Genomic DNA, 26,246 nt, shown 5'->3' on the forward strand with positions numbered 1-26,246 from the left:
GGGGAGACTGGGGCATGGGCCAGAACACCGCGGTGGTGATCGACGACGATCCCGACGTGCGGGCGCTTATCGTCAACATCCTCGCCAGCTCGGGGTTCGAGGTCTTCCCGACCGACAACGGGGTCGAGGGCGTCGAGGCCGTCTTCGCCCACGACCCGGTCATCACCACGCTCGATGTGAACATGCCCGGCATCGACGGCTACGAGACCGCCCGTCGCATCCGTGAGCGCAGCAGCACCTACATCGTCATCATCACCGCGCTCACCGACGAGGCCGACGCCGTGCTCGGCTTCAGCGTCGGCGCCGACGACGTGGTGTCCAAGCCGTTCCGCGCCCGCGAGTTGCGCGCGCGCCTGCTGGCCGCGCAGCGCCGGCAGGCCACCGGCACCGGCGCCCCCACCGCGCTGCCGGTGACAGGCGCATCCGCAGCCGTGGCAGCCGCCGCACCCGCCCTGCAGCCCATCGGCTGGAACGGGCTGAAGCTCGTCCGCGGCGCGCACGAGGTCACCGTCGACGACGAGCCGGTCTCGCTCACGCGCACCGAGTTCGACCTGCTCGCGACGATCCTCGAGTCGGCGCCCGAGGTGCGCAGCAAGGCCGACCTCGTGCACTCGGTGCGCGACGACCCGCGCCTGCTGCCGGTGAGCGACGCCGACGAGCGCGCCATCGAGACCCACATGGCGAACCTGCGGCGCAAACTCGGCGAGTCGGCCGCGACCCCGAGGTTCATCGAGACGGTGCGCGGCGTCGGCTACCGCGCGATCACGAGTTCCGTCGAGAGCTGACGACGAGGTGGCGTCGACCCCGATCCGTGCGCCACGCAGCGGCGCGTGGGGCGACGTGCGGTCGCGGTCGATCTGGCGCTGGCAGCTGATCTTCGCGGCGAGCACCGTGGCGGCCGTGGTCATCTACACCCTGCTGTCGCCGCAGATGTTCGCCGACGCGCTCTTCGTCGCCGGGGTCATCGCGGTCGTCACCCTCACCGGCGTCTCACTGGTCATCCCGTGGCACCGGCTGCCGGCATCCGTGGTGCTGCTGCTGCCGATCGCGGATGCCGTCGCCGTCGGCCTCATGTCGCAGAGCGGGCAGTCGCGGGCGTCGCTGCTGTGGGTGTTCCCGATCGCGTGGGTGGCGACGTACTACCGGCTGCCGGCGCTGCTCGCGTTGATGACCGTGATCGCCGCCGTGCTGGCTGTCGACGTGGTGCGCGCCGACATGGCGCCCGACCAGGCGCAGCGCTCGCTCATCCTGCTGCTGTGCTTCGGCTTCATGGGCGTGACCGTCAACATCGGCGCCCGCCGCGGCCGCGCCTATCGCGAACTGCTGCGTCGACAGCTCGATCAGATCGATCGCGTGCGGCACCGCTCCGAGCAGCAGACCCGTCGCACCTCGCTGCTGGCCGACACCCTCGAGACCGGCATCGCGATGATCGACCGCGACGGCGTGCTGCTCGACGCCAACCTCGCCTTCCTGCGCCTGTACGGGGCGACGGCGATCGGCGACTTCTCGCCCACCGGCGCTGTGGAATACACCGCCTTCCGCGGCGCGCCGGTGCCGCCGCCTCTCACCATCGCGTCCCGCGCCGCCGCCGGCGCCCACCTGCAGGATCACCGGGTGTGGCTGTACGACCCCGCCGGCACATGGCGTGCGCTCGACGTCTCGACGCGCCCGGTCGCCGCCGTCGAGCCCGGCGAGCGCCCCGGCAACCTCATCATCGTGCGCGACGTGACCACCGCCGTCGAAGCCGAGCGCGAGCGTCAGAACGTCGCCTCGGTCGTGTCGCACGAGCTGCGCAATCCCCTCACCGCCATCACGGGGCACGTCGAGCTGCTCATGGAACGCGACGACCTGCCGGCCGACGTGCATCGCCAGCTGGCCATCGTCGACAACGCCGGCCAGCGCATGGAGCGGCTCATCACCTCGACCCTCGATCAGTTCCGCAGCGAACCGCCCACGCGCGAGCCGGTGGCACTGCGCGCGCTGGCCGAGGCATCCGCCACCGCCTTCGGCGCCGTCGCACGCGGCGCGCAGGTGCAGGTCACGACCGATCTCGTCGGCAGCTGCGAGGTGGATGCCGACGCCTTCGCCCTGCGACAGGCCATCGACAACATCGTGGGCAACGCGGTCAAATACACCGGGCGCGGCGGCACCGTGCGCCTGGAGCTGCGGGCCGACGGCGGAGTGGCGCGGCTGACGGTCAGCGACACCGGCATCGGCATGAGCGACGACGACGTCGCCCAGATGTTCGACCGCGGGTTCCGCTCGCCCACCGCCAAGGCCAGCGGCATCCCGGGCACCGGCCTCGGCATGGCCCAGGTGCGCGAGGTCGTCGACGCGCACGGCGGCACCCTGCACGTCTCCAGCGCACTCGGCCGCGGTACGACCGTGCTCCTCGACCTGCCGCTGCACGTCACCGCACCCCCGCAGAACGGAACCCCGTGATCGCACCCGGCATCATGACCTCGCTCGTGGCCATCTCGACGCTGTGCACGGTCATCTACATCGGCCTCGGGTTCCTGCCGCGCCCCAGCCCCGCCGCGGCGGTGTGGTCGCTCGCGTTCACCGGCGTCATGGTGTCGGGCTATGCATGGGTCGCCGCCGAGGCGACCGACTCGGCGGTCGGGCGGGCGTTCGCGTCGGGGGTCATGGTCGGCTTCCTCGGCATCGTCTGGCTCGGCCTGTGCGTCGACCGCGGCCGCGGCATCCGCACCTGGTGGCCGGCGCTGGTGTGGCTGGTCGCGGCGCCGCTGTGGCTCTCGCTCACGGCGCACAGCGACGGCTATCTCACGGTCGTGCGCGTCTCGTTCGCGGTGGGCGGGGTGTTCTGCGCGCTCATCCTCGTCGAGCTCATCCGGCGCGGGCCGCGGCTGCGCGACGAGGTGCTGCCCCTCGCGCTCATCTCGGCCGCCTACGTGCTGCTCACCGTCGTCGGGCTCTTCCAAGAGGTCGTGCGCCTCGTCACCGGCGGCACCTCCGCCCCCGCGCTCGACGACGCGCGCGACCTCAATGTGCTGAGCTCCCAGCTGTTCGTCATCTGCGCCGCCTTCACCCTGCTGCTGCTGACGCGGCAGGCCGGCTCGCCGTCGGCGGCCGGCGCCGCGCTCTCGTTCCGCGCCGTCGCCCTCGACCGCCTCGCCCGTGCCGAGGCAGGCGGCGACCGGTGGTGGTCGGTGCTCGTGATCCGCCTGGACGACCCGGATGCTCTGCGTCTGGCATCCAGCACCAATGCCTTCGATCACGTCGCCGACCGCTTCCGCCGGGCCGTGCGCCTGTCGCTGCCCGCCGAGGCCGATCTCGAGGTGCGCGGCGACGCGGACTGCGTCGTTCTGCTCCCCCGGCCCGAGGGCGCCGTGCGCCAGGTGCTCACCGCACTGCTCGAAGACGTCGCCGCGATCGGCGGCGACTCGCCGATCGGCGTGCGGCCCTCGGCCAGCGTCGGCTGGGCGCAGGTCGACGTGGTCGGCTACGACCTCGACGCTCTCATCGAGGCGGCGGATGCCGCGTCGCTGCGCGCGCAGGGGCTCGGCGGCGATCGCTGGGACCGCGTCGTCGCACCCGTGGGCTGACGGCCTCCCGGCAGTCCCAGCGCCCGCACGCCCGCACTCCCCCCGGAAACCGCCTTCCTCAGGACTTGCTCAAGTCGGCTGAAGAGTCTCTCAAGATGCTGAAGTCCCCCAATTGGGGGACATAACGTCTGTATCGGAGCAGCGCACATGGGGCCCGGAACCCGAATCCGGTGGCGCTGCTCCCACGACTTTTGGAACGGGACAGGGGGCTCTCCCGAGGGATATCTCTGGGGAGAGACATGCGGGATGCTTTGCCGCGCCTGAACGGCGCTTTCGACGGGTCTGACGACAAGCAGATCGACCGCCGCCACCTTCTGAAGATGGGCGCCTGGGCCGCCCCCGTGATCGTGCTGGCCACCGCCGCGCCGGCCGCGGCCGCGCAATCGGGACCGCCGACCACCACCCCGTACACCCCGCCGCCGACTGCCGTCGCTGTCGCCGGTGGCGGCACGGGAATGCTCCCGCGGTTCGTGGTCGGTGGCACCGGAGTCGTCGGCAAGCCGTATTGGGGCAGCTTCACCGATCCCGCCAACCCGAAGCGCCTCGGGACGGAGATCAACATCAGTGGAATCTCGAACTCATCCACCGCGCGCACCGTCACCGTCTACTTCTACGTCCCGCACTCCGACGCTCCGCTCAATCAGAGCAATCCGCGCCAGTGGGTGTGGTCGATGGGAGGCAGCAACTTCTCCTCGATGAGTTCCACTTACGAGTCGACGAGCGCGACAACGGGTGTGTGGCGCCTCGACTTCGTCATGCCCAGCTGGGGCACGACGAGCTACGCGCACCTCTACGTGCAGCTGCCGTAACGAACCAAACCCGCCGCCGACAGCACTTCATGGAACCGCGCGACCTCGTCGCGGAGAAGGAGCGCGGGAACCCCCGCATCCTCGGCCACCCGGGCCGAGATCTCGTCGACCGTCCCACCCCCCTCGGCGAGCGCCATCCAGATCACGGCAGCGGAGCCCTCCAGCGCGTGCACGTCCACGTCGTCCTGAGCCAGATCGAGCACCACCACCCGCGCATGGTCGCCGTGCCAGGCGACGTCGGGCGCGACCTGCCAGACCCGCTCCTCGCCGCGCCGCAGCGCGCCGACTTCGACCAGCTCTGCGACGGCCTGCGCGACGAGCGCGCGCACATCCTGTCCCTCGGGTGCGCCGAAGTGCGCGACGGCCGCGTCGACGAGGTCGTCGATGCGCGCATCGTCGGCCGCGTCCCACAGCGCCGGCGCGATGCCGCCGAGCACGCGCACCATGCCCATCGCGCCGTCGCCGGGCTGCAGCACGACGACCCGGTCGGGGTGCGCCAGCGCCACGGCGTCCTGCACCTCGCCGCGCGAGTACGCCCCCGCGCTCGCGACCGTCGCCTCACGCGCAGCCGGAGCCCACGTCGTGGAAGCACCCGGTGCGAGCAGGTCGTCGACCACATCGTGCAGGGCCGCCGCTTCCCGGTAGACCACCCGCCGCATGCCCCCGGTGCGTTCCAGGAGAGCCGCCAACCACTGCAGCGGCGACGCCATCGAGGCCAAGAAGCTCGTCTGCGTCACGAGCTCGTCGACCGCGTCGCCCAGGTCGACCGGCTCGACCACCGGCACGTCGGCCGCATCGGCTTGCCGGTCGAGCAGCACGACCGCCGCCACCTGCAGCGGCACCGCCGGCAGGGGCGCGAGTCCGAGCTCCGACGGGGCGAGCTGCGCCTTGAACCCCGCGCCCTCGATGACCGACAGCGGCTTGCGGTACGGGTGCACGCGCCCGTCGCGATCGATGCCCACCGTCTCGTCGGAGACGTAGCCGAGGTGCGCACCGAGCGCCCGGGCGGCCGTCGTCTTGCCGCGGCCGGAGGGGCCGACGAGCACGATCACGCGTCCGTCGGGCAGCGCGAGGCCGGTGGCGTGCAGCATCCACAGCTCGCCCTTGCGTGCCGTGATCGCCTCGAGGGTGACCCGCTGCGACAGATCGGAGAGCACCTGCTCGGTCGATGCCGCGTGCGCGGCGATCTCCGCCACGGAGACGACGAGCTCGGGTTCGCGCCCGTGGGCGACGGCGTCCCGCCAGGCGGAGCGCACGGCATCCGTCACGCTCTCGTCGACCCCCTCGAGGTCGAGGGCGACGATCGCGCCGAGCGCCTCGATCAGGAGCGTTGTCGCCACAGGCGATAGTGTACGGAAGACGAAGAGGGGCACCGGTCGGATGGAACTGCGGGACTACCTGCGCATTCTGCGTGCGCATTGGGTCGGCATCCTGCTGTTGACCATTCTCGGCGCCGCCGTCGGCTACGGCTGGTCGGCGGTGCAGCCCAAGGTCTACACGGCCAGCGCGAGCGGCATCGTGCAGGCCACCGGCGGCGGCAGTGACACCGGCTCGGCGCTGGTGGGCAACCAGCTCGCCCAGAGCAAGGTGTCGTCGTACGTCGACATCGGCGGGTGGCGCTCGGTCGCCGAATCGGCGATCGACTACCTCGACCTCGACACCAGCCCCGAGGCCCTCGTCACCCGTGTGACGGTGTCGAACCCGCTCAACACGGTCATCATCAACGTCTCGGCCACCGGCTCGTCTCCCGAAGAGGCGCGCGATCTGGCCGAGGCATGGGTGCGCGGCATGGTCGAGCAGATCAACACGCTCGAGAGCGGCAGCCCCGGCGCGGCGGGCGCAGTCACCCTGGTCGCGGGCGAGTCGGCATCGCTGCCCCCCTCGCCGTCGTCGCCCAACACGCGCCTGAACATCGCCCTCGGCACCCTCATCGGCCTCGCCCTCGGCATCGGCTATGCGGTGATCCGCCACGTGCTCGACCGACGGGTGCGCGACCCCCGCGCCATCGAACGCGAGACCGGCGTCTCCGTCGTCGGCACGATCCCCCTCGAGAAGCAGCTCGCCGATGCCCGCAAGGTGTTCCGGTTCGACACCTCCCTCTCGTCGGCGACGGGTGCAGCCATCACCGAGGCGATGCGGGAGCTGCGCACCAACCTGCAGTTCATGGATGTCGACAATCCGCCGCGCATCATCGTCGTCACCAGCCCGCTGCCCGGCGACGGCAAGTCGACCAGCGCGGCCAACCTCGCCCTCAGCCTCGCCGCCGCGGGCCAGCGCACGATCCTCATCGATGCCGACCTGCGCCGCCCCGTCGTCGGGTCGATCTTCGACCTGCCGGAGGGCGCCGGCCTCACCGATGTGCTCGCCGGCCGCGCCCGCCTCGAAGACGTCGCACACCAGCCCGATGCGTCCGGCAACCTCGCGGTGCTCACCGCCGGTCGCATCCCGCCGAACCCCAGCGAGGTGCTCGGCTCGAAGCGCATGCGGGAACTCCTCACCGAGCTGGCCGGGGGCGCGACGGTGATCATCGACTCGCCGCCGACCATCCCGGTGACCGATGCCGCGGTGCTCTCCACCGCCGCCGACGGCGCACTGCTGGTGGTCTCGGCGGGCCGCACGACCTACGACATGATGCAGAAGGCCGTCGAGAACATCGGCAAGGCCAACGGCCGCGTGCTCGGGGTCGTGCTCAACAAGGTGCCCAAGCGCGGCGCCGAATCGGGCTACTACGGCTACCAGTACCGCGGCGAGTACTACTCGGCGGCGCCGGTCACCCGGCGCAGCCTGCGCAAGAAGCGCCCGGCCGCTCACACCGAAGACCCCGTCGCCGCCCCGTAGGGTGGTCGGGTGAGTTCGCACCCGCTGCCCCCGGCCGCCCGCACCGCCGGTCGCGTGTTCGCGTGGATCGTCGGCATCGCCCTGGTCGTGCTCGTCGCCGCCGCCGTGTGGGTGGGGCTGCGCGCCGTCGCCGCCTACGGGCACCTGACCGATGCCCAGGCCACGGCTGCCACCGCCGCCGACACGCTGCGCGACCCGGCGGCCGCCCCCGCACTCATCGCCGACCTGTCCGCCGACACCGCCGCCGCCCGGGGGCTCACCAGCGACCCGGTGTGGCGCGCCGCCGAGACCCTGCCGTGGATCGGACCGCAGCTGACGGCGGTGTCCACCGTCGCCGCCGCGATCGACGACGTGGCATCCACCGCTCTGACACCCCTCAGCCAGGTGGCCGGCTCGTTCAACGTCGATCAGCTGCGCCCCGTCGACGGTCGCATCGACCTGACGCCGTTCACCGAGATCGCCGACGCCGCCCGCACGAGCTCGGACGGACTGGCCGCGGCCGCATCGTCGGTGAACCACATCGAGGAGCAGCCGCTGGTGGGCCCGGTGCGTTCGGCCGTCGGCGACGTGAAGTCGCTGCTGGGCACCACCACCGAAGCCACCGATGCGCTGGCACGCGCGATGCAGCTGCTGCCGGCGATGCTGGGGGCCGACGGCCCGCGCAACTACCTGATCGTGTTCCAGAACAACGCCGAGTGGCGCTCGCTCGGCGGCATCGCCGGCGCGATGGCCCTCGTGCACACCGACGGCGGCAGCCTGTCCCTGGCCGCGCAGGGCTCGACGACAGACTTCGCGCGTTACGACGACCCGGTGCTCGACCTCGGCTCCGAGGTCACGTCGGTCTTCGGCACGCACCCGGGCCGGTGGATCCAGAACGTCACCCAGGTTCCCGACTTCACGGTCGCCGCGCCGCTGGCCCGTGAGATGTGGAACCGCGAGTTCGGCGTGCAGCCCGACGGTGTCATCTCGATGGACCCGGTGGCCCTCTCCTACCTGCTGCAGGCGACCGGCCCGGTGCAGCTCCCCACCGGCGACACCCTGACGGCCGACAACGCCGTCAGCCTGCTGCTGAACGAGGTCTACCTGCGCTACGAGCGCCCGAGCGATCAAGACGCGTTCTTCGCCGCGGCCGCCGCGCTCGTGTTCGACAAGCTCGCCGGCGGCGGCGCCGACCCGACCGCGCTGGTGGCGGCGCTCGCCCGCGCCGGCGACGAGCGGCGCCTGCTGCTGTGGAGCTCGGTCCCCGAAGACCAGGCCGTGCTCGCCGACACGACGCTCGCCGGCCCCCTGCCGCCCACCGACGACAGCCGGTTGGGCTTCGGGGTGTACCTCAACGACGGCACCGGCTCGAAGATGGACTACTACGTCACGCCGCAGACGACCCTCGCGTGGGGCGAGTGCACGCTGGATGCCGCCGGCCGCGCGTCGGGAACCGTCACGCTCACCGTCAGCCTGACCAACAACGCACCCGCCGACGCCGCCACATCGCTTCCCGCCTACATCACCGGAGGCGGCGCCCTGGGCACACCGGCGGGCACGGCCAAGACGGTCAGCTACCTGTATCTGCCGACCGGCGTCGAGCTCGTCGAGGCGTCGCTGTCTGACGGTGGCGGGTTCGGCGGCAGCTTCCACCAGGGGCGCCAGGTCATGTCGTTCGGGACCTCGCTCACCCCCGGCGAATCGGCCACGGCGACGGTCACGGTGCGCACGCTCACCCCCGGCGCAGCCGACGCGATCGCCTGGGTCACGCCCACCGCCGACGCCGATTTGCCGCCTCAGGTTGGCGATTCCTGCTCTGGTTCGTAGAATCAGCAGTACGTCGGGGGGCGGTTCCCTCGTCATAACCCCCCTCGAGACCGGATCCGTCGCCATGTCGCACCTTCCCCGCAAGGCGCTCTTCGCCTCCGCACTGATCGCGGCGGCCGTTCTCGGCGCGCCGGTCGCAGCCCAGGCCAGCTCGATCTACCCGCCCAGCGACGCCTGCGCGGTGACGCCGGCCACCTCCACGCCCAGCGGCGTGCTGACCTTCTCGTGCGACGACGGCACCTTCTCGGCCAACGAGGCCGTGAAGGTCACCATCACCGGCGAGAGCGGCGACGATGTCGCCTGGGGCATGGTGAAGTTCGCCATCGCCACCGGTTCCACCGACACCACCTCGGGCGCCAACGGAGAGCTCGCGCCCCTGCGCATCACCCTCCCCGCCAACGCCACCGGCGTCTACAACATCGCCGCAGTGTCGGCGACCTCGGCCGGCGGCGCTGCCAGCGCCACGGTCTCGACGGGCGGCTCCGGCCTGCCGTCGACCGGTGGGGATGCCACTGCCGTGGCCATCTGGACCGGTGCGGGGCTGCTCGCCGTCGCCGCCGGTGCGGTGACGGTCGCGGCCGTGCGCCGACGGGCCCGCCACACCTGACCCCCTGAATCGGAGACGAGATGACGCCCGAAACCTTCGACCAGCATCATCCCGCCTCCCCCGAGGCCGCACACTCCGCCGCCCCCCGCGGGCTCCAGCGACGACAGGTGATCCTGGCCGGCGCCTGGGCGACCCCCGTGGTCCTGCTCGCGACGGCGACTCCCGCCCGTGCCGAGGTGATCAGCCAGACCTACACGGGGCCGGTCATCACCATCGCCGATTTCGTCAGCGGATCCCACCACGACGTCGACGAAACCGACGCACCAGGTCTCGCGGGGCGGTTCACGCTCGCCTACGACGCCTCGCGATGGTCGCCGGCAGCGTCGAGCCCGCCCGCGTCGGTCGATGCGACATGGGTGATCGAGATCACCAACGGACAGACCAGCTACGGCACGGTCACGGGCTCCGCCGCCGGACTGACCGGGTCACCGCGCAGCATCACCTGGTCGAGCGACAGCGTGCCGACCGGCAGCGGCTACGCCGTCACTCTCACGGTGACGGGCACCGCGAGCTCGCAGCAGTATCAGCCCGACAACGCCGTCGCCCGGTCCGACGGCCTCTCGGTCACCCCGGCGCCCACGCCCGGCGCAGATGCGAACGTCCCCGCCGACTACCTGCAGGTGCAGGCCTACTCGATCAGCAACCTCAACGCCGGCGGCAACGGTCGCGGCCCGCTGCAGTGGAATGGCGCACAGATCGGCTACTGGAGCCACAGCGACCCCGCCGTGGCGCACTTCGAGGTCGTCGTGCAGATCGATGGCCCGGGCACCGAGTACGACCTCACTCTCGCCGGCAGCGACGTGTCGGTGAACGCCGGCGCTGCCGTCACGGCGGGAAGCACGCAGATCGGCCCGGCCGAGGGCAACATGCAGCCGGGCCTCTACACCGCGACCCTCACGGTGTACGGCACGAACGGAACCACGAACTCCAGCTCCGCGCAGATCACGCTGACCTGACCCGGCGCGGCCGCGGCGCGCGCCTCACCCCCGCGGTGTCTTCAACCCCGCGGTGACGAGAATCGGAAGGTGGTCGCTGGCGCCCTGCGGGAGCGTGGTGATCGAGTCGATGTCGAACCCGACGCTCGTCGCGAAGTCGTAGTGCCCCTTGAAGAAGCGGTAGCGCGTGTAGGTGCGCGCGTCGCTGAGGCTCAGCTCGTAGCCGGCGGCGCGCACCTTCTGCCCCAGGCTCTCTTTGAAGACTGGGTAGTTGTAGTCGCCGACCATGAGGATCGGCAGGTCGGCGCCGAGCGAGGCGAGCTCGGCCAGCGCCGCCTCGATCTGCTTGCGGCGCAGCGAGTTGAGCGCGGTGAGCGGCGCGGCATGGAAGCTCGCGACGATGAGCTCGCGGCCGTGGTCGATGTCGTGCAGCCGCACGCCCAGCAGTCGCTCTTCGGCGGGCTTGAGTACACGGTCGTGCAGCGACTTCTTCAGCGCGAGGGTGCGCACCTCCAGCGGCGTGAAGGTGTTGGCACGGTAGTAGACGGCGAGCCCGAGGCGGTTGCGGGCGGTGGCGTCGGCCAGTCGCAGGCCGGCTACCTGGTCGGGGATGTCGCCCGACCTCGCCTCCTGCAGGCACAGCACATCGGCGTCGTGCGCGGCGACGAGCTGCTCCAGCTCGCCGGCGGCCTTGTGCTTGTTCAGGTTGTACGAGATGACCTTCATGGCGATGTCAGCCTAGGCCCGCCGGCTATGCACCGCCTCCGCCTTGACCGTGCCTTTGCGGAGGGCTAAAGAGACTCCGCCGCCGCGTCGAGACTGCGCCGGGCACGCGTCTGCTCGGCGCGCGCGGCGAGCAGCTCGTCGGCCGGGTAGCCGACCTCGGCGAGGGTGAGCCCGCGGGCAGCGAGCACCGGGAACGCGCTCGTGCGCGTGGCTTCATCGCGCAGCCGCACCACGTCGTCGACCGAGAGCCGGCCGTCGCCGACGGCCACGCACGCGCCGACGAGGGCGCGCACCATCGAGTGGCAGAACGCGTCGGCTTTCACGTTGGCCACGAGGATGCCGTCGGCCCCGCGCCGCCAGTCGAACTCGAGCAGCGTGCGGATCGTCGTCGCCTCTTCGCGCGCCTTGCAGTACGCGGCGAAGTCGTGCAGACCGATGAGCGAGCGCGCCGCGGCATCCATCGCCGCCACCTCGAGCGGGGCGTTGACGGTGGTGGTGTGCAGACGTTCGAGAGGGTCGTAGCCGCTCACCCGGTCGGCGACGCGATACGCGTAGCGGCGCCACACCGCCGAGAAGCGCGCGTCGAACCCGGCGGGGGCGACCCGCACGGCGCGCACCGTCACATCCGAGTAGGAGCGCAGCACGCCGTTGACGCGACCTGCGAGGGCCTCCGGGGCGCCGTCGCGGCCCTTCGCGAGGCGCTCCTGCTGCGCGTCGGTGAGGTCGAGGTGGGCGACCTGGCCCGCCGCGTGCACGCCGGCATCCGTGCGACCGGCGACGACCAGCTGCGGGTCGCCGGCGAGGATGCGGGCGAGCGCTGCCTCGAGCGCGCCCTGCACGGTGCGCAGCCCCGGCTGGCGCGCCCAGCCGCGGAAGTCGGTGCCGTCATAGGCGATATCGAGACGCAGGCGCACCCGTCCAGCCTATTGCGGCACCTCCGACGGCCGCGCCGCCCCCGGGGCTGCCGCTCAGCCCCGCGCCGAGAACCCGACGACCCGGTCGACCTCGCCGCGCCGCGGCGGGTCGGCGCCCTCGCGCGACACGGTGATGCCGGCGGTGACCGCCGCCCGCCGCAGCGCCCACTCGAAGGCGTCGGGTGCACGCAGCAGCGACGCGTCGTCGAGGGCGCTGAACACGAGGCTCGCCATGTAGGCGTCGCCGGCGCCGATCGTGTCGGCCACGGTCACCGGCAGGGCCGCCACCTCGACGAGTCCGCTCGGCCCGAGCGCGAGCACGCCGTCGGCGCCGCGGGTCATCACGACCGCGCGCACCCCGTGCGCGGCGATGGCCTCGAGCACCCGCTCGGCGGACGCACCGGGGTAGAGCCACGCGGCGTCTTCGTCGCTGAGCTTCACCAGGTCGGCCGCCGCCGCGGCGCGCTCGAAGTGCGCGAGGGCGGCGGCGTGGTCGCCGACGAGGTCGGCCCGGATGTTGGGGTCGAGGGTGACCAGGGCATCGCCCGCGCCCTCGAGGGCGGCCAGCACGGTGTCGCCGCCCGGCTGCAGGAACAGTCCGATCGAGCCGGCGTGCACGAGGGCCGCACCGTCGAGGCTCGGGGCCGGAACGCTCCAGTCGATGTCGAACGTGTAGCGCGCCGAGCCGTCGGGCTGGATGGCCGCCCGCGCGGTGGAGGTGGCGGCATCCGACCACGACGGCGCCGTCAACGCGACCCCCGCGGATGCCACGTGCTCGGCGATCATCGCGCCGCGCGCATCGCGCCCGATGCGCGTGTGCAGACGCACCGGCAGCCCCTGTCGCGCCAGGCCCACCGCGACGTTGGCGGAGCTCCCGCCGACGAGCTCGCGGGCGCCCTGCGCGGTCTCGACGATGTCGATCAGAGCCTCGCCGATGACGAGGGCGTGGGTGTCTTCCATGACGTCTCCTCACGGTCCGGTCAAGTCTCGCAGACACGGCATCCGGTCACCGATTACCCAGCATGACCGCCATAAACTTCATCGGTGGCGCGCCAGGGGGGGTGCGCCCTCCCCCGAACCCATGAGCACGCCGACGACACGTTTCGCAGGGCTGGACGGCCTCCGTGCCGTCGCAGTCCTGCTCGTGGTCGCCTACCACCTGTTCCCCGGTTCGCCGCTGTCGGCAGGGTTCGTCGGCGTCGACGTGTTCTTCGTCATCTCGGGGTTCCTCATCACCTCGTTGCTGCTGCGCGAGCGCGCGCAGACCGGCGGCATCGCGCTCGTGCCGTTCTGGAAGCGCCGCGCACGCCGTCTGCTGCCCGCGCTGTTCGTCGTGGTCACCGTCAGCGCGACGGCCGCGTTCCTGCTGGGCGGCGACCTGCTCGTGGGGCTCGGCATGCAGGTGGTGGGTGCGGCGACCTTCTCGTACAACTGGATCGCCGTGCTCGGCGGTTCCGACTACTTCACGGCCGGCACTCCCGAGCTCTTCCGCAACCTGTGGTCGCTGGCCGTCGAAGAGCAGTTCTACGTGCTCTGGCCGCTGGTGCTGCCGCTGTTCCTGCTGGTGCGCCGTCGTTGGGCGCGCGTGGCGGCCGCGCTGGGGCTGGCCGCGGCCTCGGCCGGCTGGGCGGTTCTGCTGCTGGAAGGCGGCGCCGACACCAGCCGGGTGTACTACGGCACCGACACGCACGCGTTCGGGCTGCTGCTGGGCGTCGCCCTGGCCTTCGCGCTCTTCCCGCTGGGGGCCCGGGGGCCCTCCATCCTCGGGGTGCGCTCGGTGTGGGAGGTGGTCGCCGGCGCCGGCGCCCTCATCGCCCTCACCGTCGTGGCGATGGCGGATGCCGGAGCACAGACCTGGGTGCTCGGCGCGGCCTCGGTGCTCACGGCCGCCCTCATCCTGCTGTCGGTGTGGCCGGGCTCGTGGTTCGGGCGCGCACTCGACATCGCCCCGCTGCGCTGGGTGGGCGAGCGGTCGTACGGCATCTACCTGTGGCACTGGCCGCTGCTGGTGCTCGTGCTCGGCGGCACCACGGGCGGCGCCACCGACGCGGCGGTGCCGGTGTGGGTGGGCGTGCTCGTGCTGGCCCTCACGCTCGCGCTGTCGGCGGCGTCGTACCGGTTCGTCGAGCAGCCGGTGCGCCGGCACGGCTTCCGCGGGTCGGTGCGCGCGCTCGGCGAGGCGCTGCGGGCAACTCCCTCCCGGCGCTTCCGCGCGATCACCACCCTGGCCGCCGCCGTGCTGGTGGTCGGCGGCACCACCGCGGCCGTGGCCGCCGCGCCCGAGCTCACCAGCAGCGAGGCCGTGGTGGAGGCCGGGCAGGCCGCCCTCGACGACGCCCAGGGCTCCGCGTCGGCCGCGCCCTCCGGATTCGACGCGCCGCTGGCCGCCGACCCCACCCCCGCCCCCACCGGGTTCGCGTGCCCGACCGACGAGCTGCCGCTGGCCCCCGTGGCGGGCACCGTGGCGCAGTGCCCCGCCGGCTCCGACGGCCGCCCCCTCCCGCCGGTGCCGCAGCACGTGTCGGGCGATCGCATCTCGGCCGTCGGCGACTCGGTCATGCTCGCCTCCGCACCGGGCCTGCTCGAGGAGTTCCCCGGCATCCAGGTCGACGCGGCCGTCTCGCGATCGATGCATGCCGGAAGCGGCATCATCTCGTCGATGGCGGCAGACCGACAGCTGCGCGACTATGTGGTCGTCGCGCTCGGCACCAACGGGCCGGTGTCGGAGGACGCGCTCGAGCAGATCCGGAAGGCGGCGGGCGCGAAGCGCCACCTCGTGCTGGTGAACGCGTTCGCCCCCCGCGACTGGATCCCCGGCGTCAACGCCGAGCTGACCGCGTTCGCGAAGGAGCACCCGGGGGTCGTCGTGGCCGACTGGTCATCGGCGATCGCCGGCCGCACCGATCTGCTCGCCGGCGACCACATCCACCCCGGCCACAGCGGCGGACAGCTGTTCGCCGACACGGTGGCCGCCGCCGTCGACGGCATCGAGAACCAGCGCGCCGAGATGGCCTACCGGGTCGAACTGCTGCAGTGGCAGACCGCCCGCACCTTCGGGCGGCACCCCGCCGGCGCCGGCGGGTGACGCCCGCGCCGGGCGCGGTCAGATGCGCTCGACGAGTGCCACCGACCGCTCGGTGGCGCTGAAGCCCAACCCCTCGTACAGCGTGTTGGCCCCCGTGGGGCTCGCGGTGTCGACGTCGAGCACCGCCTGCTCGAGGCCGGCGTCGGCGATCGCGGCGAGGGTGCCGGCGATGACCGCCGGCGCGAGCCCGCGGCGGCGATGGCTGCGTACGACGCCGATGAGGTCGATGTAGGCGTGACTGACGCCCATCGCGGCCCAGTCGTCTTCGTTCACCGACGCCAGGCAGAAGGCGACGATCGCGCCGTCGGCGTCGACGGCGATGCGCGACAGATCGGGGCGCAGAAACTCGCCGCCGACGAACTTCGCCCACCCCTCCGGCTGGCTCGGCAGGCTCCCCCAGTGGTCGCGGAAGGCGTCGTTGCGCGCCAGGCGGGCATCTTCGTCGCGGTCATGGCTGAACGGCACGATGCGGATGCCGTCCGGCACGGGCACATCGGGCGCGGCGGCGTCCATCGCGCGCACCATCGTCGAGAACCAGCGCTCGGGCTGGAGGCCCGCCTTCTGCGCGATGCGCTGCTGGGCGGTGTTGGTCTCTTCGGCGTAGACCTTGAGGTCGGCGGTCCACTGCTCCCCGGCATCCAGCGATGGGGCGACCTCGCTCAGCTGCTGGCGTCCCCGGCCCTGCTGCCAGGCGAGCACGCCGGTGCCGATGCCGCGCCCGCGCAGGCGCGGATGCACCGCGCCGCTCAGGTGCACGGTGAGCGCGCCGCTGCGCGCGGGGTGCAGGAAGGCGCTGCCCAGCGCGACGACCTCGCCGTCGGCGGACAGGCCGATGAGCGAGTCGCGGGCGTGGTCGATGTGCGGCAGGTCGAAGGTGTCGGCGATCTCGGAGCGCGGGGTGATCCAGGTGGGGTGGTCCACGGCATCCGCGGCGGCGAACAGGGCGTGCAGGGCGTCGATGTCGGCGGCCGTCGGCGGTCGCCACCGGGCGATGTCGGGGTGGGTGGGGACGGGCGGGGCCGGCACGGCCCCCAGCCGCGCCTCGAGGCTGGTCTCGGTCACCCGCCCACCCTACCGCCGGGCTCCGCCGCCCCACCCGGTCGCCGGGTACGCAGAAGGCCCGCCCCGGCGAACCGGTGCGGGCCTTCTGTCGATGCGAGGAAGCGGATTACTCCGACTTCTCCTCGGCCTTCTCGTCGGTGGTCTCCTCGGCGGGAGCCTCGACGGCCTCCTCGGCAGCAGCCTCGGCGGCGGCGCCCTCCTCGGGCGACTCGGCACCGGCGTCGGCGGCCTCGGTCTTGTCGACCTCGGTCTCCTCGGCAGCGGCGGCGGGCGCGGCGGGAGCAGCAGCCTTCTTGGCCGACTTCGCCTTGGGCGCGACGGGCTCGAGGACGAGCTCGATCACGGCCATGGGGGCGTTGTCGCCCTTGCGGTTGCCGACCTTCGTGATGCGGGTGTAGCCGCCCTCACGCTCGGCGACCAGCGGCGCGATCTCGGTGAACAGGACGTGCACGACTTCCTTGTCACCGATGACCGACAGCACGCGGCGACGCGCGTGCAGGTCGCCGCGCTTGGCGAACGTGATGAGACGCTCGGCCAGCGGACGCAGGCGCTTGGCCTTGGTCTCGGTGGTCGTGATCGACTTGTGGGTGTACAGCGCGGCGGCGAGGTTCGCAAGCAGCAGACGCTCGTGTGCGGGGCCGCCTCCGAGGCGGGGACCCTTCGTGGGCTTGGGCATTCTCAATTACTCCAGTGTGAAAAAGTCGATCGGCTGATCAGAGGGACTCGTCGTCGTAGCCGCTGTAGAAGTGCGCGCCGTCGAACCCGGGGACCGAGTCCTTCAGCGACAGACCGAGCGAGACGAGCTTGTCGCGCACCTCGTCGACCGACTTCTGGCCGAAGTTGCGGATGTTCATCAGCTGCGTCTCGGAGAGGGCGACCAGCTCCGAGACCGTGTTGATGCCCTCGCGCTTGAGGCAGTTGTACGAACGCACCGACAGATCGAGGTCTTCGATCGGCATCGACAGCTCGTTGGTGAGGACCTCGGCGACCGGCGCGGGGCCGATCTCGATGCCCTCGGCCTCGACGTTGAGCTCACGGGCCAGGCCGAACAGCTCGGTGAGGGTGCGACCGGCCGACGCGACGGCGTCACGGGGCGAGATCGACGCCTTCGACTCGACGTCCAGCACGAGCTTGTCGAAGTCGGTGCGCTCACCGGCACGGGTGGCGTCGACGCGGTAGCTGACCTTCAGCACCGGCGAGTAGATCGAGTCGATCGGGATCTGACCGGCCTCAGCGTACTCGTTGCGGTTCTGCGTCGCCGAGACGTAGCCGCGGCCACGCTCGATCGTGAGCTCGAGCTCGAACTTCGCCGAGTCGTTGAGCGTCGCGATGACCAGCTCGGGGTTGTGCACCTCGACACCGGCCGGAGCCGAGATGTCTGCCGCGGTGACCTCGCCGGCGCCGGTCTTGCGCAGGTACGCCGTGATCGGCTCGTCGCGCTCGCTCGAGACGACGAGCTGCTTGATGTTGAGGATGATCTCAGTCGCATCCTCCTTGACACCGGGGATGGTGCTGAACTCGTGCAGCACGCCGTCGAGACGGATGCTGGTGACCGCGGCGCCGGGGATCGACGAGAGGAGGCTGCGACGGAGCGCGTTGCCGATGGTGTAACCGAAGCCGGGCTCGAGCGGCTCGATGACGAACCGGCTGCGGAACTCGCCGATCTTCTCCTCGGTCAGAGTGGGACGCTGTGCGATGAGCACTATGTGTTCCTTTCGATCACGTGCCCGCTATATGACACGTGTGTGGTGAGGTGTTGAGTTTTGATAGACGACGGATGCCGGATGCCGATCACCGGGTGAGGTGACGGCATCCGGCCCGGGAAATCAGACGCGGCGGCGCTTCGGGGGACGGCAGCCGTTGTGGGCCTGGGGGGTGACGTCCTGGATGGACCCCACCTCGAGGCCGGCGGCCTGCAGCGAACGGATCGCGGTCTCACGACCCGAACCCGGTCCCTTGACGAAGACGTCGACCTTCTTGACGCCGTGCTCGGCGGCCTGGCGGGCGGCCGACTCGGCAGCCATACCGGCGGCGTACGGGGTCGACTTGCGCGAGCCCTTGAAGCCCACGCCACCCGACGAGGCCCAACTGATGACCGCGCCGGTCGGGTCGGTGATCGAGACGATCGTGTTGTTGAACGTCGACTTGATGTGGGCGTGGCCCAGCGCGATGTTCTTCTTCTCCTTGCGGCGCGGCTTGCGCGCGGCGGACTTGGCCTGTGCCATGAGTTCTCTCTCCTAAACCTTGGGGGCCCGCGATTACTTGCGGCCGGCCTTCTTCTTGCCGGCGACGGTGCGCTTCGGGCCCTTGCGGGTACGCGCGTTCGTCTTGGTGCGCTGACCGCGCACCGGGAGGCCGCGGCGGTGACGCAGACCCTCGTAGGAGCCGATCTCGACCTTGCGGCGGATGTCGGCGGCGACCTCGCGACGGAGGTCACCCTCCACCTTGTAGGTGCCTTCGATGTGATCGCGCAGCGCGATCAGCTGGTCGTCGGTGAGGTCCTTGACGCGGATCGACTCGTCGATCTCGGTGGCCTTGAGGATCTCGACCGAGCGGGTACGGCCGATGCCGTAGATGTAGGTGAGTGCGATCACCACGCGCTTGTCGCGCGGGATGTCGACGCCGGCAAGACGTGCCATGCGGATTCTCCTGGGAGTGAGTGAAGGTGTGGAGCAGAATCGGTGCCCGGGCCTTCGCCCCGGGGTGTCCCCTGATCGATGATCAGGTTCTGAAACTGCCTGTAGATGCGACCGTTCCCGGTCGTTGCGCGAGCGGAGCGAGACGAAACGTCCCGACCCGTTCGCGGTATTGAGTTGTCAGTTCTGCAAGGTGTCGACGTGGCCCGAGGGCCCGCTCAGCCCTGGCGCTGCTTGTGACGCGGGTTGGACTTGCAGATGACCATGACGCGACCGTGACGACGGATGACCTTGCAGTGGTCGCAGATGGGCTTGACGGAGGGGTTGACCTTCATGATGTTCCTTGTTCGCTGTCTTCGCCGGGCAGGACGGGGCCTGGGGCGTTACTTCTCGACCGGGCTCAGCGGTAGCGGTAGACGATGCGGCCGCGGGTGAGGTCGTAGGGCGAGAGCTCCACGACGACGCGGTCCTCCGGAATGATGCGGATGTAGTTCTGCCGCATCTTCCCCGAGATCGTCGCGAGCACCTTGTGTCCGTTGCTGAGCTCGACGCGGAACATCGCGTTGGGCAGAGCTTCGGAGATGACACCCTCGATCTCGATGACACCGTCTTTCTTGGCCATACGCTCGCTTACAGTTGTGCAGACCGGTCGATCTGCGGTGGATGGGATTCGGTGCTTCGACACGCCAATGAAGGCGCAACGCACCAAAGATTCAGTGTACGTGATAGGGGGCCCGGCGGCAAACCGCCGGGCCCCCTTATCGCTTACAGTTCGCTGATCACTGTCCGGTGAGGTTCGCGATCACGTCGGTCTGCGGGTTCATCGTGACCGGCACGAGCGTGCCGTTGATCGCCAGCGACGGCGTTCCGGTGGCGCCCTCGGGGAGCTGCTGGGCCTGGGCGAACTTCACGTACTTGTGCGAGGTGATGTCCTCGGCCAGCGCGTCGGTGACGTTGACGCCGGCGTCCTTCGCGATCTGGATGATCTCGTCGTCGCTGAGGCCGGGCGAGCTCTCGGCGGGCTGGTTGGCGTACATCGCCTGCATGAAGGCATAGGCGTTGTCGGGGTCGGCCGCGGCGATGGCGTACATGGCGCCGGCCGAACGGCTCGAGAACTCGGTGCCCTGCGACAGCCGGTCGAGGATGGCGACCGGGTGCAGCTCGAGCGTCACCGAGCCGTCGTCGACGAGCTGCTTGATGGTCTCGCCCTCGGTCTGCTCGAACTGGTTGCAGTAGGGGCACATGAAGTCGACGTAGGTGGCGACGGTGTCGGGCCCGTCGCCGAAGGTGATCGCGCCGGTCTCGGTGTTGATGTTCGACGCCTGGGGCGCCTCACCGGGAGCGGTCGCGGAGTTGTTCATCCAGACGACGGCGCCGATCACGACGGCGACGACGGCCACGACCGCCACGCTCGTCCAGATCGCGAACCAGTTCGTCTTGCGGGCCGGTGTGCCTGCCATGTCCTCGCCTTTCGTGCCGCCGCCTCTCGGGGCACCTCGACCATCTTCGCGCACACCCGCTATGCGTTTCCCCAGAGGGACGCCGTGCAAACGGCATCCGCGCGCATCGTTATCGGGGCGAGACCTCGCACCGACGGGGCACCTGGGCCTCGGGCGTCAGGAGATGGGCGTCGGGGTCACGCCGAACGGCGCGAGGCCGGCCGCTCCCCCGTCGAGGGCCGTGAGCACCCAGATGCCGCCCTCGTGCACGGCCACGCTGTGCTCCCAGTGCGAGCCGTCGGTGCCGTCGATCGTCGAGACGGTCCAGTCGTCGTCCTCGACGAAGGTGTCGTGCGATCCGGCGACGACCATCGGCTCGATCGCCAGGCACAGGCCCGGCTTCACCTCGGGTCCGAGGTCGGCGACGCGGTAGTTGAAGACGGTGGGGCCCTCGTGCATCTTGCGGCCGATGCCGTGGCCGACGTAGTCGCGCAGGATGCCGTAGCCCTCGCCCGACGATTCGATCGACGTCTGGATCGCGTCGCCGATCTCGCCCACACGCCGCGCGGACGCGAGGGCGGCCACGCCCGCCCAGAGCGAGGTCTCGGTGACCGACGACAGGCGCTCGCGCGCCGCGACGAGGTCGGGGCGGCTGGGGTCGGGGACGACGATGGTGATGGCGGAGTCGCCGTTCCAGCCCTGGAACTGCGCGCCCGCATCGATCGAGACGATGTCCCCCGGCTCGAGCACGCGCCCGCCGGGGATGCCGTGGACGACCTGCTCGTTCACCGAGATGCAGGTGGTGTGGCGGTAGCCGCGCACCATCTGGAAGTTCGACTCGGCGCCGCGTTCGGCGATGACCGCGGCGGCCGCGGCATCCAGGTCGAGCGTGGTGAGCCCCGGGGCGATGATCGCACGCACCGCGTCGAGGGCGGCGGCGGTGATGCGGCCGGGCTCGACCATGCCGCGCAGCTGGGCGGGGGTCTTGTAGATCGAGCGGCGCAGCACGGGTCAGGCCGTGATGCCGCGGGCGGCCAGCGCGGTGATGATGCGCTCGAACACCTCGTCGAGGCTGCCGACGCCGTCGACGGCGTCGACGATGCCGCGCTCGCGGTAGACGTCGAGGATCGGCGCCGTCTCGGACTCGTAGATCGACAGCCGCTTGGCGATCGACTCCTCGTTGTCGTCGGCGCGGCCCTGCTCGGCGGCGCGACGCGACAGCCGCTGGATGGACTCCTCGCGGGGCACCGCCAGCTCGATGACGGCCGTCAGCGGCTGGTCGCGCTCGTCGAGGAACCCGTCGAGGTCGGCGACTTGGGCGAGGTTGCGCGGGTAGCCGTCGAGCAGGAAGCCGCCCGCCGCGTCGTCCTGCGCGAGACGATCGCGCACGATGGCGCCGGTCAGCTCGTCGGGGACGAGGTCGCCGGCGTCGATGATGGCCTTCACCTGCAGGCCGAGCTCGGTGCCGTCCTTCACGTTGGCGCGGAACACGTCGCCGGTGGAGACGGCCGGGATGCGCAGGGCCTCGGCGATGCGCTCGCCCTGGGTGCCCTTGCCGGAGCCCTGGGGCCCGACGATCAGCAGACGGGGGTAGGTCATCGCAGAAGTCCTTCGTAGTGGCGCTGCTGCAGCTGCGCGTCGATCTGCTTCACGGTCTCGAGGCCGACACCGACGATGATCAGGATCGAGGCGCCGCCGAACGGGAAGTTCTGGTTCGCCCCCACCGTGGCCAGGGCGATCAGCGGCAGCAGGGCGATGAGACCCAGATAGATCGAGCCCGGCAGCGTGATGCGCGTGAGCACGTAGTCGAGGTACTCGGCGGTGGGCCGGCCGGCACGGATGCCGGGGATGAAGCCGCCGTACTTCTTCATGTTGTCGGCGACCTCGACCGGGTTGAAGGTGATCGCGACGTAGAAGTACGTGAAGCCCACGATGAGCAGGAAGTACAGGAGCATGTACAGCGGGTGGTCGCCCTTGGTCAGATACGCCTGGATCCACGCCACCCAGCCGGGCACGTTGCCGTCGGCATCCGGAGTCTGGTTGAACTGCGCGATGAGCGCCGGGATGTACAGCAGCGACGAGGCGAAGATGACGGGCACGACGCCGGCCTGGTTCACCTTGAGCGGGATGTAGGTGTTGGTGCCGCCCAGCGTGCGGCGTCCCACCATGCGCTTGGCGTACTGCACGGGGATGCGGCGCTGCGACTGTTCGACGAAGACGACCGCGGCGACGACCACGATGCCCACCGCCAACACGAGCAGGAAGACCTCGAAGCCCTTCGCCTGCCAGATGGCCCACATGGCCACCGGGAAGCTCGCGGCGATCGAGGTGAAGATGAGGATCGACATGCCGTTGCCGACACCGCGCTCGGTGACCAGCTCGGCGAACCACATGATGAGGCCGGTACCGGCGGTCATCGTGATGATCATGAGCAGCTGCGCCCACCAGGCGTCGTTGGTCAGCAGCGTGTTGCACTCGGCGATGTTCGTGGTGCCGAACAGCTGGCCCGAGCGGGCCACGGTGACGAGGGTGGTCGACTGCAGCAGCGCCAGGGCGATCGTCAGGTACCGCGTGTACTGCGTGAGCTTGGCCTGGCCCGCCTGGCCCTCCTTGTAGAGGGTCTCGAAGTGCGGGATGACCACGCGCAGCAGCTGCACGATGATCGTCGCGGTGATGTACGGCATGACGCCGAGCGCGAAGATCGACAGCTGCAGCAGGGCGCCGCCGGAGAACAGGTTCACCAGTGACAGCAGGCCGTCGGTCGACCCGGAGGCCGCCAGACAGGACTGCACGTTCGGGAAGTTCACGAACGGCGTCGGCACGTGCGCGCCGAAGCGGTAGATGGCGATGATGCCGAGGGTGAAGGCGATCTTCCGTCGGAGATCCGGGGTGCGGAAGACCCGCGCGATGGCGCTGAACAAAGTCGATTTCCTCCAGTGGGACGATCGATGCCCCGCAGGGCACCGTCAACCAGAGTACGGCAACAGGGGCCGGAGTCTCCTCCGGCCCCTGCCGTGTGTGATTACTTGACCGAACCGCCGGCGGCGACGATCTTCTGCTCTGCGGAGCCGGAGACCTTGTCGACCGACACGGTGAGCTTGACCGAGATGTCGCCGGTGCCGAGCACCTTGACCTTCTCGTTCTTGCGGACGGCGCCCTTGGCGACCAGGTCGGTCACGGTGACGTCACCGCCCTGGGGGTACAGCTCGGAGAGCTTGTCGAGGTTGACCACCTGGTACTCGACGCGGAACGGGTTCTTGAACCCGCGCAGCTTCGGCGTACGCATGTGCAGCGGCATCTGACCGCCCTCGAAGCCGACCTTGACCTGGTAGCGGGCCTTGGTGCCCTTGGTGCCACGGCCGGCGGTCTTGCCCTTGGAGCCCTCACCGCGACCCACGCGGGTCTTGGCGGTGTTGGAACCCGGAACGGGGCGCAGGTGGTGCACCTTCAGCACGCCGGGCCGCGAAGCCGGGGCGTCCTTCTTGGGAGCAGCCTTCGCCGCGGGCTTGGCAGCCTTGGCTGCGGTCGCCTTCTTCGCGGGCGCCTTCTTGGCGTCGTTCTTCTCGGTGACCTCTGCGGTCACCTTCTCAGCCTTCTCGGCCATCAGTCGATCTCCTCAACCTTCACGAGGTGCGCGACGGTCTTGACGTAACCGCGCGTCTGCGCGTCGTCCGGACGGACGACCGAGTCGCCGATCCGCTTCAGACCCAGCGAACGCAGCGTGTCGCGCTGGTTCTGCTTCTCGCTCACCTTGGACTTGACCTGCGTGACCTTCAGACGGGCGGCCATCAGGCACCTACCTTCTGTGCCTTGAGCGCCTCGGCCTCGGCACGGATCAGACGGGCCGGCGCCACCTGGTCGAAGTCCAGGCCACGACGCGCGGCGACCGCACGGGGCTCCTCGAGCTGCTTGAGCGCCTCGACGGTCGCGTGCACGATGTTGATCGTGTTCGACGAGCCGAGCGACTTCGACAGCACATCGTGGATGCCGGCGCACTCGAGCACGGCACGCACCGGACCACCGGCGATGACACCGGTACCGGCAGCGGCCGGACGAAGGAGCACGACACCGGCAGCGGCCTCACCCTGCACCGGGTGCGGGATGGTCGAGCCGGCACGGGGCACGCGGAAGAAGTTGCGCTTGGCCTCTTCGACACCCTTCGAGATGGCCAGGGGCACCTCGCGGGCCTTGCCGTAGCCGACGCCCACGAGACCGTTGCCATCGCCCACGACGACCAGCGCCGTGAAGCTGAAGCGGCGACCGCCCTTGACGACCTTCGACACGCGGTTGATGGTGACGACGCGCTCGAGGAACTGGCTCTCGTTGCGGTCGCGGCCACCACGGTCACCACGGTTGGGGTTGCGCTCGCGGCCTCCGCGGCGGGGCTCGCGCTCCCGCTCGACGGGTGCCTCGGCAGCAGCCGCAGCCTGCTCGGTCACTTCGTTGTTCTCCACATTCTGAGTTGCATCACTCACAGGTTCAGACCTCCCTCGCGAGCGCCGTCGGCGATCGCAGCGACGCGGCCCGCGTAGCGGTTGCCACCGCGGTCGAACACGACATCCGTGACACCGGCGGCCTTGGCACGCTCGGCGACGAGCTCGCCGACCTTGCGGGCCTTGGCGGTCTTGTCACCGTCGAGGACGCGAAGGTCGGCCTCGAGGGTCGAGGCGGATGCCACGGTGTGGCCCTTGCTGTCGTCCACGAGCTGGACGAAGACGTGGCGGGCCGAGCGGGTCACGACCAGACGCGGACGCGCCTCGGTGCCCACGACCTTCTTGCGAAGGCGGGCGTGTCGACGCGCACGGGCGTCGGACTTCGACTTCACAGCCATGATTACTTACCAGCCTTTCCGGCCTTGCGACGGACGACCTCGCCGGCGTAGCGCACACCCTTGCCCTTGTAGGGCTCGGGCTTGCGGATCTTGCGGATGTTGGCAGCCGCCTCGCCGACGGCCTGCTTGTCGATGCCGCTGACGGTGAGCTTGTTGTTGCCCTCGACGGTCAGCGTGATGCCGGCCGGCGCATCGACGAGCACGGGGTGCGAGAAGCCCAGGGCGAACTCGACCGAGGTGCCCTTCTGCGCCACGCGGTAACCGGTGCCGACGACCTCGAGGCCCTTGGAGTAGCCCTGGGTCACGCCGATGATGTTGTTGTTGATGAGGGTGCGGGTGAGCCCGTGCAGCGAACGCGACTCGCGCTCGTCGTCGGGACGCGAGACCAGAACCTGGTTCTCCTCGACCTTGACCTCGATGGGCTTGGAAACGGTGAGCAGCAGCTCGCCCTTCGGGCCCTTGACAGCGACGTCCTGGCCGGCGACCGTAACGGTCACCTCGGCGGGGATGTCGATGGGAAGACGTCCAATACGCGACATGTCAGATCACCACACGTAGGCGAGGACTTCCCCACCCACGCCCTTCTGCTCGGCCTGACGGTCGGTGAGAAGACCGGAGGAGGTGGAGAGGATCGCGACGCCCAGGCCACCGAGGACCTTGGGGATCTCGGTCGACTTTGCGTACACGCGCAGGCCGGGCTTCGACACGCGCTTGATGCCGGCGATCGACCGCTCGCGGTTGGGGCCGTACTTCAGCGAGAGGGTGAGGGTCTGGCCCACGCGGGCGTCCGACACCTCCCAGCCGCTGATGTAGCCCTCCTGCTGGAGGATCTCGGCGATGTGGGTCTTGAGCTTCGAGCTCGGCAGCGCCACGGTGTCGTGGTGCGCCGAGTTCGCGTTGCGCAGACGGGTCAGCATGTCTGCGACCGGGTCTGTCATCGTCATGATGTTTTCCTTTGTTCAGTGGTTTCGGATGCCGTTACACGACAGCCG

General features: G+C 70.6%; 30 protein-coding genes. 9 read left to right on the top strand and 21 right to left on the bottom strand.

Going from position 1 to position 26,246, the window contains the following annotated elements; translation table 11 throughout:
* The first annotated feature begins 14 nt into the window (after positions 1 to 14).
* From N3K63_RS02020 to N3K63_RS02035, 4 genes are all read left to right on the top strand, one after another.
* Positions 15 to 785, top strand: coding sequence for a response regulator transcription factor (locus N3K63_RS02020; protein ID WP_261578292.1), 771 nt, complete (start codon positions 15 to 17; stop codon positions 783 to 785).
* Between the two features lie 7 nt (positions 786 to 792).
* Positions 793 to 2,442: a sensor histidine kinase gene (locus N3K63_RS02025; protein WP_261578293.1), complete on the top strand. Its 1,650-nt coding sequence runs from the start codon at positions 793 to 795 to the stop codon at positions 2,440 to 2,442.
* Entirely contained in the window at positions 2,439 to 3,566 is a 1,128-nt protein-coding gene (locus N3K63_RS02030; RefSeq protein ID WP_261578294.1) for a hypothetical protein, read from the top strand. Before N3K63_RS02025 ends, N3K63_RS02030 begins: the two co-directional genes overlap by 4 nt.
* Positions 3,567 to 3,805: 239 nt before the next feature.
* Entirely contained in the window at positions 3,806 to 4,375 is a 570-nt protein-coding gene (locus tag N3K63_RS02035) for a hypothetical protein (RefSeq protein ID WP_261578295.1), read from the top strand.
* Here the strand turns inward: N3K63_RS02035 and N3K63_RS02040 are convergent.
* Positions 4,357 to 5,715: a PqqD family peptide modification chaperone gene (locus N3K63_RS02040; protein ID WP_261578296.1), complete on the bottom strand. Its 1,359-nt coding sequence runs from the start codon at positions 5,713 to 5,715 to the stop codon at positions 4,357 to 4,359. The genes N3K63_RS02035 and N3K63_RS02040 overlap by 19 nt on opposite strands.
* 40 nt (positions 5,716 to 5,755) lie before the next feature.
* Between N3K63_RS02040 and N3K63_RS02045 the strand changes: the two genes are divergently transcribed.
* From N3K63_RS02045 to N3K63_RS02060, 4 genes are all read left to right on the top strand, one after another.
* Positions 5,756 to 7,213 carry a polysaccharide biosynthesis tyrosine autokinase gene (locus N3K63_RS02045; RefSeq protein WP_261578297.1) on the top strand — a complete coding sequence of 486 codons (1,458 nt, stop codon included), beginning with the start codon at positions 5,756 to 5,758 and terminating at the stop codon, positions 7,211 to 7,213.
* Positions 7,214 to 7,222: 9 nt separating this feature from the next.
* Positions 7,223 to 9,019, top strand: a complete 1,797-nt coding sequence (locus N3K63_RS02050; RefSeq protein ID WP_261578298.1) for a DUF4012 domain-containing protein — start codon at positions 7,223 to 7,225, stop codon at positions 9,017 to 9,019.
* 64 nt (positions 9,020 to 9,083) lie between these two features.
* Positions 9,084 to 9,626, top strand: a complete 543-nt coding sequence (locus N3K63_RS02055) for an LPXTG cell wall anchor domain-containing protein (RefSeq protein ID WP_261578299.1) — start codon at positions 9,084 to 9,086, stop codon at positions 9,624 to 9,626.
* 20 nt (positions 9,627 to 9,646) lie between these two features.
* Entirely contained in the window at positions 9,647 to 10,582 is a 936-nt protein-coding gene (locus tag N3K63_RS02060) for a hypothetical protein (RefSeq protein WP_261578300.1), read from the top strand.
* 24 nt (positions 10,583 to 10,606) lie between these two features.
* Here the strand turns inward: N3K63_RS02060 and N3K63_RS02065 are convergent, their stop codons facing one another.
* The 3 genes from N3K63_RS02065 to N3K63_RS02075 all read right to left on the bottom strand — a co-directional run bounded on the left by N3K63_RS02065 (position 10,607) and on the right by N3K63_RS02075 (position 13,161).
* On the bottom strand, positions 10,607 to 11,287 hold the full coding sequence (locus N3K63_RS02065; protein ID WP_261578301.1) for an endonuclease/exonuclease/phosphatase family protein: 681 nt from the start codon (positions 11,285 to 11,287) through the stop codon (positions 10,607 to 10,609).
* 65 nt (positions 11,288 to 11,352) lie between these two features.
* Entirely contained in the window at positions 11,353 to 12,201 is an 849-nt protein-coding gene (truA, locus tag N3K63_RS02070; RefSeq protein WP_261578302.1) for a tRNA pseudouridine(38-40) synthase TruA, read from the bottom strand.
* Between the two features lie 54 nt (positions 12,202 to 12,255).
* Positions 12,256 to 13,161: a PfkB family carbohydrate kinase gene (locus N3K63_RS02075; RefSeq protein ID WP_261578303.1), complete on the bottom strand. Its 906-nt coding sequence runs from the start codon at positions 13,159 to 13,161 to the stop codon at positions 12,256 to 12,258.
* Positions 13,162 to 13,282: 121 nt separating this feature from the next.
* Here N3K63_RS02075 and N3K63_RS02080 point away from each other — a divergent pair, with 121 nt between their 5' ends.
* Positions 13,283 to 15,286 carry an acyltransferase family protein gene (locus N3K63_RS02080; protein WP_261578304.1) on the top strand — a complete coding sequence of 668 codons (2,004 nt, stop codon included), beginning with the start codon at positions 13,283 to 13,285 and terminating at the stop codon, positions 15,284 to 15,286.
* 18 nt (positions 15,287 to 15,304) lie between these two features.
* On the opposite strand, the gene N3K63_RS02085 is transcribed toward N3K63_RS02080, so the two are convergent.
* From N3K63_RS02085 to rpsH, 17 genes are all read right to left on the bottom strand, one after another.
* Positions 15,305 to 16,348, bottom strand: a complete 1,044-nt coding sequence (locus N3K63_RS02085; protein WP_261578305.1) for a GNAT family N-acetyltransferase — start codon at positions 16,346 to 16,348, stop codon at positions 15,305 to 15,307.
* A 106-nt stretch (positions 16,349 to 16,454) separates the two neighbouring features.
* A complete protein-coding gene (gene rplQ, locus N3K63_RS02090) occupies positions 16,455 to 17,024 on the bottom strand; it encodes a 50S ribosomal protein L17 (RefSeq protein WP_261578306.1) in 570 nt (189 codons plus the stop codon).
* Positions 17,025 to 17,061: 37 nt separating this feature from the next.
* Positions 17,062 to 18,051, bottom strand: coding sequence for a DNA-directed RNA polymerase subunit alpha (locus N3K63_RS02095; protein ID WP_261578307.1), 990 nt, complete (start codon positions 18,049 to 18,051; stop codon positions 17,062 to 17,064).
* Between the two features lie 123 nt (positions 18,052 to 18,174).
* The gene (gene rpsK / locus N3K63_RS02100) at positions 18,175 to 18,573 is read right to left on the bottom strand and encodes a 30S ribosomal protein S11 (protein ID WP_261578308.1); all 399 of its coding nucleotides are present in this window, start codon (positions 18,571 to 18,573) and stop codon (positions 18,175 to 18,177) included.
* 33 nt (positions 18,574 to 18,606) lie between these two features.
* A complete protein-coding gene (gene rpsM, locus N3K63_RS02105; protein WP_261578309.1) occupies positions 18,607 to 18,987 on the bottom strand; it encodes a 30S ribosomal protein S13 in 381 nt (126 codons plus the stop codon).
* 215 nt (positions 18,988 to 19,202) lie between these two features.
* Positions 19,203 to 19,319, bottom strand: a complete 117-nt coding sequence (rpmJ, locus tag N3K63_RS02110; RefSeq protein ID WP_005050492.1) for a 50S ribosomal protein L36 — start codon at positions 19,317 to 19,319, stop codon at positions 19,203 to 19,205.
* 65 nt (positions 19,320 to 19,384) lie between these two features.
* Entirely contained in the window at positions 19,385 to 19,606 is a 222-nt protein-coding gene (gene infA, locus N3K63_RS02115; protein ID WP_017201569.1) for a translation initiation factor IF-1, read from the bottom strand.
* Between the two features lie 157 nt (positions 19,607 to 19,763).
* A complete protein-coding gene (locus N3K63_RS02120; RefSeq protein WP_261578310.1) occupies positions 19,764 to 20,444 on the bottom strand; it encodes a DsbA family protein in 681 nt (226 codons plus the stop codon).
* A 156-nt stretch (positions 20,445 to 20,600) separates the two neighbouring features.
* Positions 20,601 to 21,431, bottom strand: coding sequence for a type I methionyl aminopeptidase (gene map / locus N3K63_RS02125; protein WP_261578311.1), 831 nt, complete (start codon positions 21,429 to 21,431; stop codon positions 20,601 to 20,603).
* A 3-nt stretch (positions 21,432 to 21,434) separates the two neighbouring features.
* Positions 21,435 to 22,022 carry an adenylate kinase gene (locus N3K63_RS02130; protein WP_261578312.1) on the bottom strand — a complete coding sequence of 196 codons (588 nt, stop codon included), beginning with the start codon at positions 22,020 to 22,022 and terminating at the stop codon, positions 21,435 to 21,437.
* Entirely contained in the window at positions 22,019 to 23,344 is a 1,326-nt protein-coding gene (gene secY / locus N3K63_RS02135) for a preprotein translocase subunit SecY (protein WP_261578313.1), read from the bottom strand. The genes N3K63_RS02130 and secY overlap by 4 nt, the downstream gene beginning before the upstream one ends.
* Positions 23,345 to 23,445: 101 nt before the next feature.
* Positions 23,446 to 24,027 (bottom strand): 50S ribosomal protein L15, encoded by a 582-nt coding sequence (gene rplO / locus N3K63_RS02140; protein WP_261578314.1) that lies wholly within the window; start codon positions 24,025 to 24,027, stop codon positions 23,446 to 23,448.
* A complete protein-coding gene (rpmD, locus tag N3K63_RS02145; protein WP_023954062.1) occupies positions 24,027 to 24,212 on the bottom strand; it encodes a 50S ribosomal protein L30 in 186 nt (61 codons plus the stop codon). Before rpmD ends, rplO begins: the two co-directional genes overlap by 1 nt.
* Positions 24,212 to 24,862: a 30S ribosomal protein S5 gene (gene rpsE, locus N3K63_RS02150; protein WP_261578315.1), complete on the bottom strand. Its 651-nt coding sequence runs from the start codon at positions 24,860 to 24,862 to the stop codon at positions 24,212 to 24,214. Before rpsE ends, rpmD begins: the two co-directional genes overlap by 1 nt.
* Before the next feature lie 32 nt (positions 24,863 to 24,894).
* Positions 24,895 to 25,254: a 50S ribosomal protein L18 gene (gene rplR, locus N3K63_RS02155; RefSeq protein ID WP_261578316.1), complete on the bottom strand. Its 360-nt coding sequence runs from the start codon at positions 25,252 to 25,254 to the stop codon at positions 24,895 to 24,897.
* A 2-nt stretch (positions 25,255 to 25,256) separates the two neighbouring features.
* A complete protein-coding gene (rplF, locus tag N3K63_RS02160) occupies positions 25,257 to 25,793 on the bottom strand; it encodes a 50S ribosomal protein L6 (RefSeq protein ID WP_261578317.1) in 537 nt (178 codons plus the stop codon).
* A 6-nt stretch (positions 25,794 to 25,799) separates the two neighbouring features.
* A complete protein-coding gene (rpsH, locus tag N3K63_RS02165; protein ID WP_261578318.1) occupies positions 25,800 to 26,198 on the bottom strand; it encodes a 30S ribosomal protein S8 in 399 nt (132 codons plus the stop codon).
* Between the last annotated feature and the right edge of the window lie 48 nt (positions 26,199 to 26,246).

Source organism: Microbacterium festucae, assembly GCF_025421715.1.
Taxonomy (GTDB): Bacteria; Actinomycetota; Actinomycetes; order Actinomycetales; family Microbacteriaceae; genus Microbacterium; species Microbacterium festucae.

Coding starts and splice junctions, on each gene's coding strand:
- N3K63_RS02045 (WP_261578297.1), top strand. CDS start 5,756: ATGGAACTGCGGGACTACCTGCGCATTCTGCGTGCGCATTGGGTCGGC.
- N3K63_RS02130 (WP_261578312.1), bottom strand. CDS start 22,022: ATGACCTACCCCCGTCTGCTGATCGTCGGGCCCCAGGGCTCCGGCAAG.
- N3K63_RS02120 (WP_261578310.1), bottom strand. CDS start 20,444: ATGGCAGGCACACCGGCCCGCAAGACGAACTGGTTCGCGATCTGGACG.
- rpsH (WP_261578318.1), bottom strand. CDS start 26,198: ATGACGATGACAGACCCGGTCGCAGACATGCTGACCCGTCTGCGCAAC.
- rplR (WP_261578316.1), bottom strand. CDS start 25,254: ATGGCTGTGAAGTCGAAGTCCGACGCCCGTGCGCGTCGACACGCCCGC.
- rplO (WP_261578314.1), bottom strand. CDS start 24,027: ATGGCCGAGAAGGCTGAGAAGGTGACCGCAGAGGTCACCGAGAAGAAC.
- rplF (WP_261578317.1), bottom strand. CDS start 25,793: ATGTCGCGTATTGGACGTCTTCCCATCGACATCCCCGCCGAGGTGACC.
- N3K63_RS02060 (WP_261578300.1), top strand. CDS start 9,647: ATGACGCCCGAAACCTTCGACCAGCATCATCCCGCCTCCCCCGAGGCC.
- rpsK (WP_261578308.1), bottom strand. CDS start 18,573: ATGGCACAGGCCAAGTCCGCCGCGCGCAAGCCGCGCCGCAAGGAGAAG.
- infA (WP_017201569.1), bottom strand. CDS start 19,606: ATGGCCAAGAAAGACGGTGTCATCGAGATCGAGGGTGTCATCTCCGAA.
- N3K63_RS02020 (WP_261578292.1), top strand. CDS start 15: ATGGGCCAGAACACCGCGGTGGTGATCGACGACGATCCCGACGTGCGG.
- rplQ (WP_261578306.1), bottom strand. CDS start 17,024: ATGCCCAAGCCCACGAAGGGTCCCCGCCTCGGAGGCGGCCCCGCACAC.
- rpsM (WP_261578309.1), bottom strand. CDS start 18,987: ATGGCACGTCTTGCCGGCGTCGACATCCCGCGCGACAAGCGCGTGGTG.
- N3K63_RS02055 (WP_261578299.1), top strand. CDS start 9,084: ATGTCGCACCTTCCCCGCAAGGCGCTCTTCGCCTCCGCACTGATCGCG.
- N3K63_RS02035 (WP_261578295.1), top strand. CDS start 3,806: ATGCGGGATGCTTTGCCGCGCCTGAACGGCGCTTTCGACGGGTCTGAC.
- rpmJ (WP_005050492.1), bottom strand. CDS start 19,319: ATGAAGGTCAACCCCTCCGTCAAGCCCATCTGCGACCACTGCAAGGTC.
- N3K63_RS02080 (WP_261578304.1), top strand. CDS start 13,283: ATGAGCACGCCGACGACACGTTTCGCAGGGCTGGACGGCCTCCGTGCC.
- N3K63_RS02075 (WP_261578303.1), bottom strand. CDS start 13,161: ATGGAAGACACCCACGCCCTCGTCATCGGCGAGGCTCTGATCGACATC.
- N3K63_RS02065 (WP_261578301.1), bottom strand. CDS start 11,287: ATGAAGGTCATCTCGTACAACCTGAACAAGCACAAGGCCGCCGGCGAG.
- rpmD (WP_023954062.1), bottom strand. CDS start 24,212: ATGGCCGCCCGTCTGAAGGTCACGCAGGTCAAGTCCAAGGTGAGCGAG.